The organism is Serratia sp. SM04, assembly GCF_040280225.1.
Taxonomy (GTDB): Bacteria; Pseudomonadota; Gammaproteobacteria; order Enterobacterales; family Enterobacteriaceae; genus Serratia; species Serratia sarumanii.
Genome location: NZ_JBEOQT010000001.1, coordinates 348,017 through 365,495, shown reverse-complemented (window position 1 = coordinate 365,495; position 17,479 = coordinate 348,017). Strand labels below are relative to the sequence as shown.

Here is a 17,479-nt window from a genome sequence, read left to right as displayed (position 1 = left end):
TAAGTACCTCGAACTTAACCCCCGCAGGCTGGTGTACCCTGAAGAGGACAGCTCTTAATCCTTGCGTTGCTGGAGACGCCGTAGCGATCTCTCGCGCCGAGTATGCTCCCGGCTGAGATCCAGCAAGATTTCCTCGATAAACGCCAAGTGGCGATGCGAGGCTTCACGGGCCTTTTCCGGCTCGCGTGCCACAATCGCCTCAAAAATTCCGGCGCGGTGGCTGCTCACTTTTGCCAACATCTCACGGCGCGAGTAGAGCAATTCAAAGTTCTGACGCACGTTCTGTTCCAGCATCGGCCCCATGCAGCGTAGCAGGTGAAGTAACACAACGTTGTGGGCAGCTTCGGTCACGGCGATTTGATACTGCATGACCGCATCGGCTTCGGCGTCGAGATCGCCGCTGTCTTGAGCCTGTTGAATCACGATATGGCAGTCGCGGATGCGCGCCAGATCTTCATCGGTGCCGCGCAGCGCCGCGTAATAGGCGGCAATGCCTTCCAGCGCGTGACGGGTTTCCAACAGATCGAACTGTGATTCGGGATGGTCGGCCAGCAGCTCGGCCAGCGGATCGCTGAAGCTCTGCCACAGATTAGTTTGCACGAAGGTGCCGCCGCCCTGACGACGCAGGAGCAGCCCTTTCGCTTCCAGGCGCTGAATGGCCTCTCTCAGAGAAGGACGGGAGACATCAAATTGTTTCGCCAGCTCGCGCTCCGGAGGCAGTTTTTCGCCTGGGCGCAGTGTCCCCTCGAGGATCAGGTATTCGAGCTGTTGCTCGATAACATCTGACAACTTGGGTTGGCGGATTTTGCTGTAGGCCATGAGTGAATTCTTCTCTGCGAATGGCGCGGAGTCAATTGGTAATACCAATTTCAAAAACGTGACGGTAAAGTAACAAAGTATTCACCTCCTGTCCATACGGGCCTTGATCGAAATCAGGTTACCCGCACATTTTAACACCCCGCTGAAAACCCCGCTGCAAACCGGTAACGCCGTGATGGTATTACCATTTACGCGCCGGGTTGGGGATTTAACTTTTACCAAACCTTACGCAAGGAAGAGTGCAAACTTTTTGCCCAAGTTTTATTGCATGGTTATGACGCTTTAATGAATGGCTATTTGGCGAGCAGCGCCACGGTGATTCGTTCATTATTTGAACGCGCGCCGCCGCTCGGATCTACGTTATTTTTGCGCATTATGTGATTTGTTGCTTATTTCATGCACTGAATCCCTCCCGCCGTCACACAACCCGCATTTTGTTTCCTAAACTGCTGCAATCTTAATCACTCACACGACAAAGCAGGTGCAAACCGACGCGCATAACATTATTCTCTGCCAAACGGTAGCGGCACCGTGGAATTAATAGCTATAACGCCGTAAATAAAACAAAACACACATCGTAACCACTGCTTTACAGGCATGTGGGCATTCACAACGACAGAGGGTTTGATTGATGGATGGTCAACAGCATGGTGACCAGCTGAAACGCGGCCTGAAAAACCGCCATATTCAGCTCATCGCCTTAGGTGGCGCAATCGGCACCGGGTTATTTCTCGGTATCGCTCAAACAATAAAAATGGCCGGCCCGTCAGTGCTTCTCGGCTACGCCATCGGCGGCTTCATCGCGTTTCTGATCATGCGCCAGTTGGGGGAGATGGTGGTGGAAGAGCCGGTTGCCGGTTCCTTCAGCCACTTCGCCTACAAATACTGGGGCAACTTCGCCGGCTTCGCCTCCGGCTGGAACTACTGGGTGCTGTATGTCCTGGTGGCGATGGCGGAACTGACCGCGGTCGGCATCTACGTGCAGTACTGGTGGCCGGAGATCCCCACCTGGGTTTCCGCCGCGGTATTCTTCCTGGCGATCAACGCCATCAACCTGGCCAACGTCAAAGTTTACGGCGAGATGGAGTTCTGGTTCGCCATCATCAAGGTGGTGGCGATTATCGGCATGATCGTGTTCGGCGCCTACCTGCTGTTCAGCGGCATGGGCGGCCCGGAGGCCACCGTCACCAACCTGTGGGCGCAGGGCGGGTTCTTCCCCAACGGCGTCATGGGCCTGGTGATGGCGATGGCGGTGATCATGTTCTCCTTCGGCGGCCTCGAGCTGGTCGGCATCACCGCCGCCGAAGCCGACGACCCGCAAAAGAGCATTCCGAAAGCCACCAATCAGGTGATCTACCGCATCCTGATCTTCTATATCGGTTCGCTGGCCATTCTGCTGTCGCTGTACCCGTGGGGCAAAGTGGTTGAAGGCGGCAGCCCGTTCGTGCTGATCTTCCACGCGCTGAACAGCAACCTGGTGGCGACCGTGCTGAACATCGTGGTGCTCACCGCCGCGCTGTCGGTGTACAACAGCTGCGTCTACTGTAACAGCCGCATGCTGTACGGCCTGGCGCAGCAGGGCAACGGCCCGAAAAGCCTGTTGAAGGTCGACGGTCGCGGCGTGCCGGTCGTGGCCATCGGCATTTCCGCCCTCGCCACCGCGCTGTGCGTGCTGATTAACTACCTGATCCCAGGCCGCGCCTTCGAACTGCTGATGGCGTTGGTGGTATCGGCGCTGGTGATCAACTGGGCGATGATCAGCCTGGCGCACCTGAAGTTCCGCGCCGCTAAAAATCGCGAAGGTGTGGTGCCGAAGTTCAAAGCGTTCTGGTACCCGTTCAGCAACTACCTGTGCCTGCTGTTCATGGCCGGCATCCTGGTGATCATGTACCTGACGCCGGGCATTCAAATCTCGGTGCTGCTGATCCCGGTGTGGGTGGCGATCCTGGCCGTCGGTTACGCCATCAAACAGCGCAGCCAACGCGTCGACGGCGTCACCAGCCGTTGAACCCCGTGACCGCGCAATAAAATGGCCCGCTGATGCGGGCCATTTTTTTCGCCTGAACGCCGCTTATTTGCGCAGCGCTTTCACCTGTTCGGCGGTGATGTCCGCCGGCAAGCCGCCCCAGGTCACGCGCAGATAATTCACCAGCTCCGCCACGTCGGCATCGCTCAGCCGTTCGCCGAAGCCCGGCATGCTCTGCATGCTTTCGCCGTTCGGGAACTGCTGAGCCGGCAGGCCGTCCAGCACCGACACGATCAGGTTCTTGCCGTCCACCTGGCGCAGCGTGGCGTTATCGCGCATCGCCGGTGCGACGTGCGGTTTGCCCTCGCCTTCGCGGGCGTGGCAGCCGGCGCACTGATCCAGATAGGCCATGCGCCCGGCATCACTGCCCTGGCCCATTTTCACCGGCACCGCCGCCGGCGGCTGCTCGCCCATCAGATACAGCGCCAGCGCCTGATGGTCTTCCGGCGTTAAATGCCGGGTGCTGAGATCCACCACCATGTGCATCTCGCTGAAGGCGGAACCCTGCGGCGCGAAGCCGGTGCTGAGGAAGCGGCTGACGTCCTGCGGCGTCCAGCCGCGCTGCGCCAGGCCGTGCGGCGTAATGTCCGGCGCCATGAAGCGGCCGAGATCGCCGCCCTGCATCGGCTTGGCGAGATCCATCTGCCCCAGCGCGCCGCGCGGCGTGTGGCATTCGCCACAGTGGCCCAGCACGTCGGCCAGATAGCGGCCGCGCTGCCATTGCGGCGAACTGCCCTGCGAACTGGCCGGCAGCGGATCCTGGCTGCGGAACAGCAGGTTCCAGCCGATCAGCGCCATGCGCTGGTTGAACGGGAACGGCATCTCGTTGGCCGGAATGGCCACGTCCACCGCCGGGCGCGTCATCAGGTAAGCGTAGATGTCGTCGGCATCCTGACGCGACATGCCCTTGTACGAGGTATAAGGCATCGCCGGGTACAGGTGCCGCCCGCCCGGCGCCACGCCCTGCGTCAGCGCCAGGAAGAAGTCGTCCCTGGTCCAGCGCCCGATGCCGTGGTCGGCCGACGGCGTCAGATTGCTGCCGTAAATCGTGCCGAACGGCGTTTCCAGCGGATAGCCGCCGGCCAACGGCGCCCCGCCGCTGGCGGTATGGCAGGCGGCACAGTCGGCGGCCTGCGCCAGATAGCGGCCGCGGGCGATCTGTTCGGCGCCGGCGGTCACCTGCTGCACCGGGCCGTCGTAACGGCGGTTTTCCCGCCACCACAGCAACGCAATCACCACGATCGCCACCAGCAAAATCAATACTGCGAGACGTTTTTTCATTGCGCCGTCTCCTTCAGCAGGCCCGGCGTTTTCAGCACCACGTCGCGCACCGCTTCGTAGTAGCGCACGTAGCCGGTGCAGCGGCAGATGTGGCTGTCCAGCGCCTGCTCGATGGCGCTTTCCAGCTGCTCACGAGCGATAGGTTCACGCTTGAGCTTTTCCACGAAAATGGTGGCGGCATTGACAAAGCCCGGCGTGCAATAGCCGCACTGGAAGCTGTAGTGCTCCAGAAACGCCTGCTGGATCGGCGACAGTTCAACCACCTCGCCCTGCTCGTCCACCCTGGCGTGGCCTTCGACGGTACGCACTTTCTTGCCGTTGAAGAAATGCGCGCCGGTGATGCAGGTGCGCACCTCTTCACTGGTGCCGCTCGGGTGATCGACGATCGCCACGCAGGCGTGGCAAATGCCCTGCCCGCAGCCGAGGCGCGAGCCGGTCAGATCAAGGTACTCGTGCAGGAAATCGATCATCATCAGGCCTTCCGGCACCTCGATCGGGCCGTACTGCTTCTGGTTGATGGTCAGGGAGATCGGCTGGGTTTTAATGCTCATTGAAATACCTCACGAATATTTTCTGCACGAACGGGCAAATCACGGAAACGGTGGCCGGTGGCGTCGGCGATGGCGTTGACCAGCGCGGCCACGATCGGGATCATCACCACCTCCGCCATGCCTTTCGGCGGATCGGTTTCCGACAGCGCCGGCAGGATGTCGCCGCTCTGCTTCCACACCGCCACGTCGCTGGCGCGCGGCAGGTGGTAACGGTTGAAGTTCCAGGTGCCGTTGCCCGGCCCGTCTTCGTACAGCGGTAAATATTCGTGCAGCGCATGGCCGATCCCCATCGCCAGCCCGCCCTGCAGCTGGCCGGAAACCAGTTCCGGCACGATCAGGTTGCCGCACTCCATGATCGAATGGTGATTCAGCAATTCCACCTGGCCGGTGGCGATATCCACCGCCACTTCCGCCAGCGTGCCGACGGCGCTGTAGTAGGTGACCGCCGCATTGTTACGCTGGGTTGGCGGGTAGTAGACCTGCCCACGCGCCAGCGGTTTGAATTCGCCGCCGGCGTTGCGCAGCGCCATGCCGTCGATCGGCAGGCGTTCGCTTTTGCCGTTCAGCGTGAAATCGGCCTCCGCCCACTGCCAGCGGTTGAAGACGTGCACCGCCGCGCCGGTGACGCCGCCCATCTGATAAGCCGTCTTGGCCAGCAGCTCGAGGCTCAGCACCGACATGCCCGCCGCCGTCAGGCCACCTTCGACCCAACGCGCATCTTCACGCCGCACCACCAGCGGCGCCGCCTGGCCGCCGCCGATGCCGGCCTGCCACAGCGCCATCGCCGCCGGCCACAGGCCGTGATCGAAGATCAGGCGCGCCGCTTCGCGGGTGCTGTGCGAGAAGTAATAGGCCGAGTTGCTGGCGCTGGACGGCGAACAGTAGCTCGGCGTCCAGTTAGGGTTGGTTTGCAGCTTGTCCTGCTCCTCCTGCGACATCAGGTAAGGATCGCCGCTGGTGACCATCGGCAGCACCGACCAGTCAGTGACCGAGAAATGCGCTTCGTCGGCCGGTTTTCCCAGCCACTGCGCGCACAGCACCGACTGCGAGGTCGACATGCCGGTGCCCATCTCCGCGCCGCTGTGATGCAGCGTGATGCGGCCGTCTTCGCTCAGCTCCACCCGGGCGAACGAGGTTTCCGCCCCGGTGCCGAAGTCTTTCTGCACGCAGCCGAAGCCAACGCCATAGCGCTTGCCGGGATGGCGGCTCTCAAACTCGGCCTTGCGTTCGGCGCGCTTGAGCCACATCTCATGCTTCGCCGCCTTCTCCAGCACTTCATCGGCGCGGATCGCACCGGCCGGGATCGCCCCCTGGGTGTTTTTCATGCCGGATTTCAGCACGTTGCGCAGGCGGAACTCGATCGGGTCGATCTTCAGCTCGGCGGCCAGCTCATCCACCATCATCTCGGTGGCGGCCATGCTCTGCAGCGTGCCGTAACCGCGCGCCGAGCCGGCGTCGATGGCGCGTGAGGCCAGCCCGACCGACGACAGATCGCTTTTCGGGAAGTAGTAAATCGACTGGGCGGCGGTCGCGCCGACCATCACCACCGAAGGGGTAAAGTTGCTGCGGCCGCCGCCGTCCGCGGTCATGTCGCCGAGGAACGACTGCATGACGCCGGTCTGCTTATTCACCGCGATGCGGTAATTCATGTCGAACGCGTGGCGCTTCAGCGCCGTCTGGAACTGCTCGAAGCGGTCGTTGGCCAGGCGCACCGGGTGGCCGTCGCCGTACATCGCCGCCACCGCGCCGTAATACGGGAAGTTGTAGTGATCTTTCGAGCCGTAGCCCACGGTGTAGCACGGGTGCAGGATAAGCTGTTTCACCGGCGGGTTGCGCTTGGCCAGCATGCGCGGCATCTCGTCGGCCACTTCCTGCGGCGACTGGGTCGGCACCACCAGATGCAGCGTTTGCGTCTCGGCATCGAACCAGCCGTTGGCGTTGTCCGGCTCCAGCGCCGAGGTGTCGATAGACTGCGTGGTGTAGCGGCGCGACATCACCAGCCAATCGGCCGGCGGATTGGCCATCTCGTCGGCGATCAGGCCCGCATAGCGCATGCCTTCCTGATCCAGCTTGCCGCCCTCGCGCCCTTCCGGCCACACCGGCAGGTGTTTTTTCATCGACACCGGGAAGATCGGCGTGTCCTTCAGGCTGGAGAAGCGATCGTCGTCGAACGGTTGATCGCCCCCCACCCGCACATAGCGGAAGCTGCCCCAGGGATCGCGCTCCAGCGGGCCGGTGACCGCGCCGTATTTGATGGTTTCCTCACGGAATTTCAGCTTGTCCTTGGCGAAGCGGAAACGGGCGAAGTCGTGATAGATCAGTATCGCCACCGCCTGGCCGAGATAGGCCGGGGTTTTGCCGCTCGGCAGCAGCATGTCGTCGCCGTAGAACGCCGGGAAGGCCAGGCCGTCGCGCGCCAGATCTTCCGCCGTCACCAGGCGATCCGGCTGCAGGTCGTCCCCCAGCAGCGACAGATCGACGCCCTCGAACAGCCGGTCGGCTTTAGTGACGCGAAGAATGAAGGCGTGCGCCTGTTTCTGCGGCCAGTGCGGCATGTCCACCGCGCGGATGTCGCGCGCGAACACCTTCTGCCCCATGACCTTGGCGCGGCCGTCGATACGGAAACGGACGCGTTTGGTCTGCGGATCCCAGTTGGGTGACTGGAGGATTTTTTGCTCGAACAGCGCGGCGTAGGCGCGGCTGTACAGGGGCGCGAGGTACACGGACACCCCCGCAATCACGGCGCCTTTGATAAAGCGGCGCCGCGACGGGTTGAAATTGCTCATAAATAAGTCCTTCACGTCTTTCTTGTAATTGGTTTTTGTTCGCGGTGTTGTTGCGCAAACGCTGACGACCTTGCCGTAGACGTCATAAGCATATGCTTATAACTAAAATTATGTGATGATTAACAGGCTGTTTTCAACAAAAAAACATTTACAAAACACAGGTAGTTTGTAGGCTAATAAATAATTTGCGCAAACGCGGACTTCAACCATGACCACGGGCATTGTCATTACCGCCGCCGGACGCGGGGAGCGCTTTATTCAGGCCGGCGGCCGGGGCAACAAATTGAACGCCGGATTTGCCGATGCGGCGGGCGAGCGGCGATCGCTGTTCGAACACACCCTGCGCCAGGCGCTGGCCTCCGGCCTGCCGGTACAGGTGGTGACCCGGCCGGATAATCTGCCGGTGCTGGCCGCCTGCGCCGCCAACCAGGTGCCGGTCACCCTGCTCGCCAGCGCGGGCCTCGGCGACTCGATCGCCGCGGGCGTTGCGGCCACGCCGCACTGGCAGGGCTGGCTGATTCACCTGGCCGATATGCCGTTCGTCGGCGCCGATGTTTTCCGGCAGGTGGCGGATGCCTTACGGCAGCACGCGATCGTGCGCCCCTGCTATGCGCAACAGCCCGGTCATCCGGTCGGCTTTTCCGCTCTATTGCGCAAACCCCTTTGCCAACTGCGCGGCGATAATGGCGCGCGTGAACTGCTGCAAGGCGCGGCAGTGCACCTGCTGCCGCTTGAGCAACCCGGCGTCGTGCAGGATATTGATCTTCCATCGCAACTCCCGGCCAGCGAGTAAATTCACCTATGCAACATCTTGACGTCACCGTGGTCAGCCAGGCGATAAGCTGGCTGCAGCAACAGCCGGTCTGGTTATGTACCGTGCTCAGCACCTACGGCTCTTCGCCGCGCTCGCCGGGCGCGCTGATGGCGGCGACCCGCGATGGCCGCTACAGCGGCTCGCTGTCGGGCGGCTGCGTGGAGGAGGATTTTTTGCGCCGCGTGGCCGCCGGGGAGTATCAGGCGGCCAGCCAGGTGATTCGCTACGGCGAAGGCGGCATGACGCCCAACGTGGCGCTACCCTGCGGCGGCGTGCTGGACGTGCTGATCGAATACCTGCCGGCGAGTGAAGCCAGCATCACTTACCTGCGGCGCATCGCCGGCGCGCTGGAAGGGCATCACGCGTTGATCAAACGCCTGACGCTGCCCAACGCCTGCCACAGCCTCGAGCAGAGCCACTTCACCAGCGCCACCCAGGTCGAACGCCGGCTCGAGCAGATCACCCTGCACATCGCGGCCGCGCCGCGCCTGCTGATCGCCGGGCTGTCCAGCGTGGCGCTGTACTGCGTCGATTTCGCCGTGGCGTTGGGGTTTGAGGTGCTGGTGTGCGAGAACCGCCCGGAGGCGCTGGATAACTTTGCCACCGAGCTGAAACCGGGCGTGACGTTGCTGCGTCAGTTTCCGGCCAAATTCATTGAGGAAGGGGGTTGCCACGCCAATACCGCCGTCGTGGCGCTGACCCACGATCCGCGCATGGACGACCTGACGCTGATGGAAGCGATCCACACCCCGGCGTTTTACATCGGCGCCATGGGCTCGCTCAGAAACAGCGCGCGGCGGCGCCAGCGTTTGCAGCAGATTGCCGAATTCACCCCGCAGGAGCTGGAACGCATCCATGCGCCGATCGGCCTGCCGCTGGGCAGCAAAACCCCGGCGGAGATCGCCCTGGCGGTGATGGCGGCGATCGTGCAGCAAAAAAACCGGCTGCCGGCCGCCGACGGGCTCAATGCAGCGGCACCACCGGCACCAGATGCTGCAACTCCAGATGCAGCTCCTCTTTCCCGCTCAGCGAATAGCTGAACACCGTAATGTCCGGCCCCTCTCCGCGGGCCAACCCCATTTCGGGCAGCACCTGCGTGTAGATTTGAATGATGTGGTCATTGAGCGCCACCGGCTTGCCGGAATAGCGAAAACGGCAAAACTCGCCGTGGATCTCCGGCAACGGCTCCAGCACCACGCCTTCGCGCAGCGGGTATTCCGTCGTCACGCCCAGGGTATAATCGACCCTGACCCGCTCGCCGTCCGGCACCAGTTGGGTAAACGAATAGGTTTGCATCGGGCGCTCGCCCAATAAGGTATAGAACTGCGCCCGCAGCGCGCTGCGCTGCGGCAGGTGCGACTTGTCCAGCTTCTCGATATCCAGGTGATAAGCGTACTGCTTGCCGTGAAAGGCGTATTGCCCGCTGGCGATGCTGACGCGTTCGACCTGAATATCACCCGGCTGGCTGGCCGCCAGCGAACGCACCAGATTGCTGAAGTCCTGCTTGCGGGCATGGCGATAGACGCTGGGCGATTCGGCGAAGTGTTTCTTGAAACAGCGCGAGAACGTCTGCTGGTTATCGAATTGGTATTCGACCGAGATATCGAGGATGCTCTTCTGCGTGAAACGCAAGGCGAAGGCGGCGAGATAGAGGCGGCGAGCGCGGATATACGAAGCTAACGATAATCCGGTCTGCTTCTTGAACATGCGCTGCAGATACCATTTCGTATAGCCTGACTTGGCGGAAACGATATCCAACGACAGCGGATTGGTCAGATTATCCTCAATCCAGACCAGCAATTCCTTGATATGACTTTCCTGCGTACTCATGTGCTTGCCGAGCCTTCTGTTGCCGATATTCCATCAGTCGAATTTTAGTGCTGTCCGCGTAGGGTATACAGGTTAAAACTCGCCGTCCAGCAGGCTACAGGACTTTACACAATCCCCTTCACCGCCCGCAGGCGGCGAAGGGGGCCGCGCTTATTTCAGGCAGCTGGAGCACTGACCGGCCTGGATCTTCTGGAAGAAGTCATTGCCTTTGTCATCCACCAGGATAAACGCCGGGAAATCTTCCACCTCGATTTTCCAGATCGCTTCCATGCCCAGCTCAGGGTACTCCACGCACTCCAGGCTCTTGATGCTCTGCTGCGCCAGCACCGCTGCCGGGCCGCCGATGCTGCCGAGATAGAACCCGCCGTGCTTGTGGCAGGCATCCGTTACCTGCTGGCTGCGGTTGCCTTTCGCCAGCATGATCATGCTGCCGCCGTGGGATTGCAGCAGATCGACGTAGGAGTCCATACGCCCGGCGGTGGTTGGCCCCAACGAACCGGACGCGTAACCTTCCGGCGTTTTGGCCGGGCCGGCGTAGTAGATCGGGTGATCCTTGACGTACTGCGGCAGGCCTTCACCGCGATCCAGGCGTTCTTTCAGCTTGGCGTGCGCGATATCACGGCCGACGATGATGGTGCCGCTCAGCGACAGGCGGGTGGAAACCGGGTACTGCGACAGCTGTTTGAGGATCTCGGCCATCGGACGGTTGAGATCGACTTTGATCGCCTCTCCCTCCCCGGCCTGGCGCAGCTCCTGGGGAATGAATTTCCCCGGATTGTGCTCCAGTTTTTCCAGCCAGATGCCGTCGCGGTTGATTTTGCCTTTGATGTTGCGGTCCGCGGAGCAGGAGACGCCCATGCCGACCGGGCACGACGCGCCGTGGCGCGGCAGGCGCACCACGCGGATATCGTGCGCGAAGTATTTGCCGCCGAACTGCGCGCCCAGACCCAGGTTCTGCGCTTCTTGCAGCAATTCCGCTTCAAGTTCCAGATCGCGGAACGCCTGGCCATGCTCGTTGCCTTCGGTCGGCAGACCATCGTAATACTTGGTCGAGGCCAGCTTGACGGTTTTCAGCGTCGCTTCCGCCGAGGTGCCGCCGATGACGAACGCCACGTGGTACGGCGGGCAAGCCGCGGTGCCCAGCGTGCGCATCTTGTCGACCAGGTAATTTTTCAGTTTGCCCGGCGACAGCAGCGCCTTGGTTTCCTGATACAGATAGGTTTTGTTGGCGGAACCGCCGCCCTTGGCGATGCACAGGAACTTATACTCTTCACCGTCCACACTGTAGAGATCGATCTGCGCCGGCAGGTTGCTGCCGGTGTTGACCTCTTTGTACATATCCAGCGCGGCGTTCTGCGAATAGCGCAAATTCTCTTGGATGTAGGTGTTGTACACCCCGCGCGACAGCGCGGCTTCATCGCCGCCGCCGGTCCAGACGCGCTGGCCCTTTTTGCCGACGATGATCGCCGTGCCGGTGTCCTGGCAGGTCGGTAAAATACCCTTGGCGGCGATTTCTGAGTTACGCAGAAATTGCAGCGCAACGTACTTGTCGTTTTCGCTGGCGTCCGGATCTTTGAGGATATCGGCCACCTGCTGCTGGTGCGCCGGGCGCAGCATGAACGAGGCGTCGTGGAACGCATGCTGGGCAAGCAGGGTTAACGCTTCAGGGGCAACTTTCAGAATTTCCTGGCCTTCAAATTCGCTCACGGAAACGTGGTCGCGGCTCAGCAGGTAGTATTCGGTATCGTCTTTCTTCAGCGGGAACGGATCTTGATAGTGGAACGGTTTATTCGACATTGATCTCTCACTTGCAACATCAGCTGCGTTAAATTCACACTTGCGGCGCACGGCTCGGCGCCTTGTCAAAAAACTGCCTCCACCTTACGTATTTTTAATCAGTCAGTTATTGCGCCAAATCGCAAAATAACCGCTCTTTGCGTAAGGGATTACCACAGGCGGCGTTTCAACCTTGCTCGGTGAGAACTGCGGGTACAGGCTCATCATGCACGCTTTATTATCCCGCAGTTAACACATTGATTACAATCCATCGGCGGCGATCGTCTTATCAATGTGGCGAAAAAGCGCCGGATGCGATTTACGCGGGGCGTATTGTCAGCCGCCGCGCCATTGCTTAAGCTAGGCCGCAATGAACAAATCGAGAATCCCCATCGCGCTGCAACAAGCGGTAATGCGCTGCCTGCGAGAAAAGCTGCAGCTGGCCCGCCGGCATTTTGCCGTCGAGTTCCCCGAACCCAGCATCGTCTATCAGCAACGCGGCACCAGCGCGGGCACCGCCTGGCTGCAAAGCTGGGAAATCCGCCTGAATCCGGTGCTGCTGCTGGAAAACCAACAGCCGTTTATCGATGAAGTGGTGCCGCACGAGTTGGCGCACCTGCTGGTGTTTCGCCAATTCGGCCGGGTGGCGCCGCACGGCCGCGAATGGCGCTGGATGATGGAAAGCGTGCTGCTGACCCCCGCCAGCCGCACTCACCGCTTCGAAACCGCCTCGGTGCAAAGCAAAACCTTCTCTTATCGCTGCGGCTGCGGGCAGCACCAGCTCACCATCCGCCGCCATAACCGCGTGCTGCGTGGCGAAAGCGAATACCGCTGCCGCCGGTGCGGCGAAAAACTGAAATTTCTCGCTAGCGAGAACCTTTAGCTAAACGATTTATACGTTAAAACAAGCAAATATCGCCATTTGCCACTGCCGGCAAGTTCCGTTACCCTGCCTGCTTTTCCAATTTTGAGCTGTTTTGGAATATGCTTCGCAGAATTTTGTTTATGGCGGTTTTCGCCGCAGGCGCCGTACAGGCACACGGCATCAATAACTTTTCTCAGGCCAAGGCGGCGGCGGCCAAGATTAACCAGGATGCGCCGGGCAGTTTTTACTGCGGCTGCCGCATCGATTGGCAAGGCAAGAAGGGCATCCCGGATTTCGCCGGCTGCGGCTATCAGGTGCGTAAAAACGCCCAGCGCGCGCAGCGCATCGAGTGGGAACACGTGGTGCCGGCCTGGCAGTTCGGCCACCAGCTGCAGTGCTGGCAGGACGGCGGGCGCAAAAACTGCAACAAAGACGCCACCTATCGCCAGATAGAAACCGATCTGCACAACCTGCAGCCGGCGATCGGCGAAGTGAACGGCGACCGCAATAACTTCATGTACAGCCAATGGAACGGCGGCGCCGGCCAGTACGGGCAATGCCCGATGAAGGTGGACTTCAAGAATAAACAGGCGGAGCCGCCCGCCCGCGCCCGCGGCGCCATCGCCCGCACCTACTTCTACATGCGCGATCGCTACCAGCTGCGGCTGTCACGCCAGCAAACCCAGCTGTTCGAGGTGTGGAACCGGCAATATCCGGTGAGCCAATGGGAATGTCAGCGTGAAGCACGTATCGCCAAGGTGCAGGGCAACCACAACCCCTATATTCAACAGGCTTGTCAGCAGCGGAAAAGCTAACCTACTATAGCCTTTATCTTTCATGGCGCCGCCAACCCACGGCGCCGTTTCGTCAGGATCAGACTACCCATGCGCATACCCCGCATTTACCATCCGCAGCCGTTGACCGATCGGGCGGAGATCGCCCTCAGCGAGGACGCCGCCAACCACGTCGGCCGCGTGCTGCGCATGAGCGCCGGCCAGGCGCTGCAGCTGTTCGACGGCAGCAACCAGGTGTTCGACGCCGAGATAGTTCGGGTGGACAAAAAGAGCGTGCTGGTGCGCCTCAGCGACGGCCGCGTGGACGACATCGAATCGCCGCTCAACCTGCATCTGGGCCAGGTGATCTCGCGCGGCGAGAAGATGGAGTTCACCATCCAGAAATCCATCGAGCTGGGCGTCAACGTCATTACCCCACTGTTTTCCGAGCGCTGCGGCGTCAAACTGGACGGCGAGCGTCTGGCGAAGAAAATCCAGCAATGGCAAAAGATCGCCATCGCCGCCTGCGAACAGTGCGGCCGCAACCGCATTCCCGAAATCCGCGAGGCGATGTCGCTGGAAGCCTGGTGCGCCGAACAAGACGGCAGCCTGAAGCTCAACCTGCATCCGCGCGCCAGCCACAGCATCAACACCCTGCCGCAGCCGGTAGACCGCGTCCGCCTGCTGATCGGCCCGGAAGGCGGTTTGTCCGCCGACGAAATCGCCATGACCACCGGCCACGGATTTACTGATATTCTGTTGGGGCCACGCGTGCTGCGTACCGAAACCACAGCGCTCACCGCCATTACCGCTCTGCAGGTCCGTTTCGGCGACCTGGGTTAAAGGAGAAAAGATGATTAAGCTCGGCATCGTGATGGATCCTATCGATTCCATCAACATCAAGAAAGACACCAGCTTCGCCATGCTGCTCGAAGCGCAGCGCCGCGGTTACGAATTGCACTATATGGAGATGAACGATCTCTATCTGCACGCCGGTGACGGGCGCGCCCGCACCCGCCTGCTGAGCGTGAAGGAAGACAAGGAAAACTGGTTCAGCTTCGGCAGCGAGCAGGATCTGGCGCTGCACGATCTGGACGTGATCCTGATGCGCAAGGATCCGCCGTTCGATACCGAATACATCTACGCCACCTACATTCTGGAGCGCGCCGAGGTCAAAGGCACGCTGGTGGTCAACAAGCCGCAGAGCCTGCGCGACTGCAACGAGAAGCTGTTCACCGCCTGGTTCCCGGAACTGACGCCGGACACGCTGGTCAGCCGCAGCGCCGCGCACATCCGCAAATTCCACCAGCAGCACGGCGACATCATCCTGAAGCCGCTGGACGGCATGGGCGGCGCGTCTATCTTCCGCGTGAAGCAGGACGATCCCAACCTGTCGGTGATCATCGAAACCCTGACCGAACACGGCAGCCGTTTCTGCATGGCGCAGAACTTCCTGCCGGCGATCAAGGACGGCGACAAACGCATCCTGGTCGTCGACGGCGAGCCGGTGCCTTACTGCCTGGCGCGCATTCCGGCGCAGGGTGAGACCCGCGGCAACCTGGCGGCCGGCGGCCGTGGCGAAGCGCGCCCGCTGAGCGAGAGCGACTGGAAAATCGCCCGCACCGTCGCCCCGACGCTGAAAGAGAAAGGGCTGATCTTCGTCGGCCTGGACGTGATCGGCGATCGCCTGACCGAAATCAACGTGACCAGCCCAACCTGCGCACGCGAAATTGAGGCGGCATTCCCCATCTCGATTACCGGCATGCTGATGGACGCGATTGAAAAGCGCCTGGCGGCGAAGTAATGCGCCATGCGGGCGGCCTGCCGCCCGCTATCCTGCATCGCGCCCGCCAAAGCACGCCTTTGCACGCGGCTTGAAAGGCGGCGGGTATAGCCGCATACTGGCGGCTGTTTATTTTCTCACCCATTGATTACCTTATACTAACGCCATGAATTTACAGCACCATTTTCTGATCGCCATGCCCACCCTGCAGGATCCTCGCTTCAAGCGCTCGGTGATTTACGTCTGCGAGCACAACGAAGAAGGCGCCATGGGTTTGGTGATCAATAAACCGGTGGAGCAGTTCACGGTAGCCACGGTACTGAGCAAGCTGAAGATCATGCCGCCTGCGCGCGATCCGGCCATCAGCCTGGACAAGCCGGTGTTCGCCGGCGGCCCGCTGGCGGACGATCGAGGGTTTATCCTGCATACGCCGCGCCACGGCTTCGGTGCCAGCATTCAAATTTCCCCCAACACCATGATCACCACCTCGAAAGACGTGCTGGAAACGCTCGGCACCCCGGAACAACCGGACGACGTGCTGGTGGCGCTGGGTTATGCAGGTTGGGAAAAGGGCCAGCTGGAGCAGGAGGTGTTGGAGAACGCCTGGCTGACCATCGAGGCCAACACCGACATTCTGTTCCGCACGCCGATCGCCAGCCGTTGGCGCGAGGCGGGGAACCTTCTGGGTATCGACATTCGCAGCATCGCCAACCACGCAGGACACGCCTGATGAGCAACCGCACCATTATCGCCTTCGATTTCGGCACCAAAAGCATCGGCGCGGCCGTCGGCCAGGAGTTGACCGGCAGCGCCCGCGCCCTACCGGCCTTCAAAGCGCAGGACGGCTCGCCGGACTGGCTGAAAATCGAAAAGCTGCTGAAGGAGTGGCAGCCGGATCTGGTGGTGGTCGGCCTGCCGCTGAACATGGACGGCACCGAACAACCCGTGACCGCCCAGGCGCGCAAGTTCGCCAACCGCCTGCACGGCCGCTTCGGCATCCAGATCGATCTGCATGACGAGCGCCTGAGCACCGTGGAAGCGCGCGCCAACCTGTTCGATCGCGGCGGCTTCCGCGCGCTCGACAAAGGCAGCGTGGATTCCGCCTCTGCGGTGGTGATCCTCGAAAGCTGGTTCGAACGGCAGCTGGGTTAACCCTCCGTTCCCTCCCCCGCACTCTCCCCCAACACGCCGGCGTCGATCCGCTGCTGCAAACCTTGCTCAAAGGTTTGCATGCCGGACTGCGCGCCGGTTTGCAACACGCTCGCCAACTGGTGGGTTTTCCCTTCGCGGATCAGGTTGCTGACCGCCGCCGTCGCCGTCAGCACCTCAAAGATCGCCACTCGCCCGCCGCCGGGCCGCCTCATCAGCTTTTGCGCAATCACCGCCTGCAGGCTGCCGGCCAGCTGGGCGCGCACATAGGGTTTCTCTTCCGCCGGAAACACGTCCACCAGCCGTTCCACCGCCTGCGGCGCGCTGCGGGTGTGCAGCGTCGCCAGCACCAGGTGGCCGGTCTCCGCCGCGGTGAGCGCCAGCCGAATGGTGGCAATATCGCGCAGCTCGCCCAGCAGGATCACATCCGGATCTTCGCGCAGCGCGGCGCGCAACGCCGCATCGAAGCTGTGACTGTCGCGGCCGATCTCCCGCTGCTGGATCAGCGAACGCCGGCTGCGGTGCAGGAATTCGATCGGATCCTCCAGCGTCAAAATGTGCCGCGGCTGGTGCCGGTTGATCTCGTCGATCATCGCCGCCAGCGTGGTGGACTTGCCGCTGCCGGTGGCGCCGGTGAGCAGGAGAAGCCCGTCGTCGCGCCGCAGCAGCGCCGGGATGATGGCCGGCGCCGCCAGCTCGGCAAGCGAAGGCGCCTGCCCGGCGATGCGCCGCAACGCGAGAGACATCCCCGCGCTTTGCTGAAAAACGTTGGCCCGCAGCCGTTCCCCGCCCGGCCGGTGCAGCGCCAGATCGACCTGCCCCAGCCGCCGCAGGCTCTCGCGCTGCTGCGCATTCAGCAATCCGTCGCAGAGGGCCTGCACGCCTTGCGCCGTCAGCGTTGGCGCCGCCGCCAGCGGCTGCAGTTCACCGTCGATGCGCAACATCGGCGGATGCCCGGCACAAAGGTGCAGATCGGAAGCATTATGCTTTACACTAAGGGCCACGAATTCATCGATATCCATATCA

16 protein-coding genes are annotated in these 17,479 nt (G+C 61.6%); 9 read left to right on the top strand and 7 right to left on the bottom strand.

All coding sequences use genetic code 11. The annotated features are described in order from the left end of the window. Positions 1–54: 54 nt before the first annotated feature. Positions 55–819, bottom strand: a complete 765-nt coding sequence (gene pdhR / locus ABTW55_RS01635) for a pyruvate dehydrogenase complex transcriptional repressor PdhR (protein ID WP_004937490.1) — start codon at positions 817–819, stop codon at positions 55–57. A gap of 631 nt (positions 820–1,450) precedes the next feature. Between pdhR and ABTW55_RS01630 the strand changes: the two genes are divergently transcribed. Beyond that, complete coding sequence (locus ABTW55_RS01630) at positions 1,451–2,827, top strand: amino acid permease (protein WP_033635929.1); 1,377 nt, start codon at positions 1,451–1,453, stop codon at positions 2,825–2,827. A gap of 63 nt (positions 2,828–2,890) precedes the next feature. Here the strand turns inward: ABTW55_RS01630 and ABTW55_RS01625 are convergent, their stop codons facing one another. The 3 genes from ABTW55_RS01625 to ABTW55_RS01615 are packed head-to-tail and all read right to left on the bottom strand — an operon-like array spanning position 2,891 to position 7,463. Then, positions 2,891–4,126, bottom strand: a complete 1,236-nt coding sequence (locus ABTW55_RS01625; RefSeq protein ID WP_060431771.1) for a cytochrome c — start codon at positions 4,124–4,126, stop codon at positions 2,891–2,893. After that, the gene (locus ABTW55_RS01620) at positions 4,123–4,677 is read right to left on the bottom strand and encodes a (2Fe-2S)-binding protein (protein ID WP_033635931.1); all 555 of its coding nucleotides are present in this window, start codon (positions 4,675–4,677) and stop codon (positions 4,123–4,125) included. Before ABTW55_RS01620 ends, ABTW55_RS01625 begins: the two co-directional genes overlap by 4 nt. Further along, positions 4,674–7,463, bottom strand: coding sequence for a xanthine dehydrogenase family protein molybdopterin-binding subunit (locus tag ABTW55_RS01615; RefSeq protein ID WP_060423001.1), 2,790 nt, complete (start codon positions 7,461–7,463; stop codon positions 4,674–4,676). Before ABTW55_RS01615 ends, ABTW55_RS01620 begins: the two co-directional genes overlap by 4 nt. A 208-nt stretch (positions 7,464–7,671) precedes the next feature. On the opposite strand from ABTW55_RS01615, the gene ABTW55_RS01610 reads away from it, so the two are divergent. After that, a complete protein-coding gene (locus tag ABTW55_RS01610; RefSeq protein WP_033649596.1) occupies positions 7,672–8,256 on the top strand; it encodes an NTP transferase domain-containing protein in 585 nt (194 codons plus the stop codon). Positions 8,257–8,264: 8 nt separating this feature from the next. Then, on the top strand, positions 8,265–9,317 hold the full coding sequence (locus ABTW55_RS01605; RefSeq protein WP_060422998.1) for an XdhC family protein: 1,053 nt from the start codon (positions 8,265–8,267) through the stop codon (positions 9,315–9,317). On the opposite strand, the gene ABTW55_RS01600 is transcribed toward ABTW55_RS01605, so the two are convergent. Then, positions 9,241–10,107 (bottom strand): helix-turn-helix domain-containing protein, encoded by an 867-nt coding sequence (locus ABTW55_RS01600; RefSeq protein WP_049213493.1) that lies wholly within the window; start codon positions 10,105–10,107, stop codon positions 9,241–9,243. The genes ABTW55_RS01605 and ABTW55_RS01600 overlap by 77 nt on opposite strands. Before the next feature lie 150 nt (positions 10,108–10,257). After that, positions 10,258–11,904: a class I fumarate hydratase FumA gene (gene fumA / locus ABTW55_RS01595; protein WP_033649593.1), complete on the bottom strand. Its 1,647-nt coding sequence runs from the start codon at positions 11,902–11,904 to the stop codon at positions 10,258–10,260. 349 nt (positions 11,905–12,253) lie between these two features. Here fumA and ABTW55_RS01590 point away from each other — a divergent pair, with 349 nt between their 5' ends. From ABTW55_RS01590 to ruvX, 6 genes are all read left to right on the top strand, one after another. Further along, positions 12,254–12,766: a SprT family zinc-dependent metalloprotease gene (locus tag ABTW55_RS01590; protein WP_060422995.1), complete on the top strand. Its 513-nt coding sequence runs from the start codon at positions 12,254–12,256 to the stop codon at positions 12,764–12,766. A gap of 101 nt (positions 12,767–12,867) precedes the next feature. Next, positions 12,868–13,563 carry a deoxyribonuclease I gene (gene endA / locus ABTW55_RS01585; protein WP_060422993.1) on the top strand — a complete coding sequence of 232 codons (696 nt, stop codon included), beginning with the start codon at positions 12,868–12,870 and terminating at the stop codon, positions 13,561–13,563. A 69-nt stretch (positions 13,564–13,632) separates the two neighbouring features. Further along, on the top strand, positions 13,633–14,364 hold the full coding sequence (rsmE, locus tag ABTW55_RS01580; RefSeq protein WP_033649590.1) for a 16S rRNA (uracil(1498)-N(3))-methyltransferase: 732 nt from the start codon (positions 13,633–13,635) through the stop codon (positions 14,362–14,364). Between the two features lie 10 nt (positions 14,365–14,374). Next, positions 14,375–15,325, top strand: a complete 951-nt coding sequence (gene gshB, locus ABTW55_RS01575; protein ID WP_033635939.1) for a glutathione synthase — start codon at positions 14,375–14,377, stop codon at positions 15,323–15,325. Positions 15,326–15,470: 145 nt separating this feature from the next. Continuing rightward, positions 15,471–16,034: a YqgE/AlgH family protein gene (locus ABTW55_RS01570; RefSeq protein ID WP_033635940.1), complete on the top strand. Its 564-nt coding sequence runs from the start codon at positions 15,471–15,473 to the stop codon at positions 16,032–16,034. Continuing rightward, complete coding sequence (gene ruvX / locus ABTW55_RS01565) at positions 16,034–16,456, top strand: Holliday junction resolvase RuvX (RefSeq protein WP_015379046.1); 423 nt, start codon at positions 16,034–16,036, stop codon at positions 16,454–16,456. The genes ABTW55_RS01570 and ruvX overlap by 1 nt, the downstream gene beginning before the upstream one ends. Here the strand turns inward: ruvX and ABTW55_RS01560 are convergent. After that, positions 16,453–17,475: a type IV pilus twitching motility protein PilT gene (locus ABTW55_RS01560; protein WP_060422991.1), complete on the bottom strand. Its 1,023-nt coding sequence runs from the start codon at positions 17,473–17,475 to the stop codon at positions 16,453–16,455. The two genes, ruvX and ABTW55_RS01560, sit on opposite strands and share 4 nt — an antisense overlap. Positions 17,476–17,479 lie beyond the last annotated feature (4 nt).

Bases quoted from the DNA above. Each gene is read 5' to 3' on its own strand.
- ABTW55_RS01570 (WP_033635940.1), top strand. From the start codon at position 15,471: ATGAATTTACAGCACCATTTTCTGATCGCCATGCCCACCCTGCAGGAT.
- ABTW55_RS01610 (WP_033649596.1), top strand. From the start codon at position 7,672: ATGACCACGGGCATTGTCATTACCGCCGCCGGACGCGGGGAGCGCTTT.
- ABTW55_RS01630 (WP_033635929.1), top strand. From the start codon at position 1,451: ATGGATGGTCAACAGCATGGTGACCAGCTGAAACGCGGCCTGAAAAAC.
- fumA (WP_033649593.1), bottom strand. From the start codon at position 11,904: ATGTCGAATAAACCGTTCCACTATCAAGATCCGTTCCCGCTGAAGAAA.
- ABTW55_RS01605 (WP_060422998.1), top strand. From the start codon at position 8,265: ATGCAACATCTTGACGTCACCGTGGTCAGCCAGGCGATAAGCTGGCTG.
- ruvX (WP_015379046.1), top strand. From the start codon at position 16,034: ATGAGCAACCGCACCATTATCGCCTTCGATTTCGGCACCAAAAGCATC.
- gshB (WP_033635939.1), top strand. From the start codon at position 14,375: ATGATTAAGCTCGGCATCGTGATGGATCCTATCGATTCCATCAACATC.
- ABTW55_RS01600 (WP_049213493.1), bottom strand. From the start codon at position 10,107: ATGAGTACGCAGGAAAGTCATATCAAGGAATTGCTGGTCTGGATTGAG.
- ABTW55_RS01625 (WP_060431771.1), bottom strand. From the start codon at position 4,126: ATGAAAAAACGTCTCGCAGTATTGATTTTGCTGGTGGCGATCGTGGTG.
- ABTW55_RS01615 (WP_060423001.1), bottom strand. From the start codon at position 7,463: ATGAGCAATTTCAACCCGTCGCGGCGCCGCTTTATCAAAGGCGCCGTG.
- endA (WP_060422993.1), top strand. From the start codon at position 12,868: ATGCTTCGCAGAATTTTGTTTATGGCGGTTTTCGCCGCAGGCGCCGTA.
- pdhR (WP_004937490.1), bottom strand. From the start codon at position 819: ATGGCCTACAGCAAAATCCGCCAACCCAAGTTGTCAGATGTTATCGAG.
- rsmE (WP_033649590.1), top strand. From the start codon at position 13,633: ATGCGCATACCCCGCATTTACCATCCGCAGCCGTTGACCGATCGGGCG.
- ABTW55_RS01620 (WP_033635931.1), bottom strand. From the start codon at position 4,677: ATGAGCATTAAAACCCAGCCGATCTCCCTGACCATCAACCAGAAGCAG.
- ABTW55_RS01560 (WP_060422991.1), bottom strand. From the start codon at position 17,475: ATGGATATCGATGAATTCGTGGCCCTTAGTGTAAAGCATAATGCTTCC.
- ABTW55_RS01590 (WP_060422995.1), top strand. From the start codon at position 12,254: ATGAACAAATCGAGAATCCCCATCGCGCTGCAACAAGCGGTAATGCGC.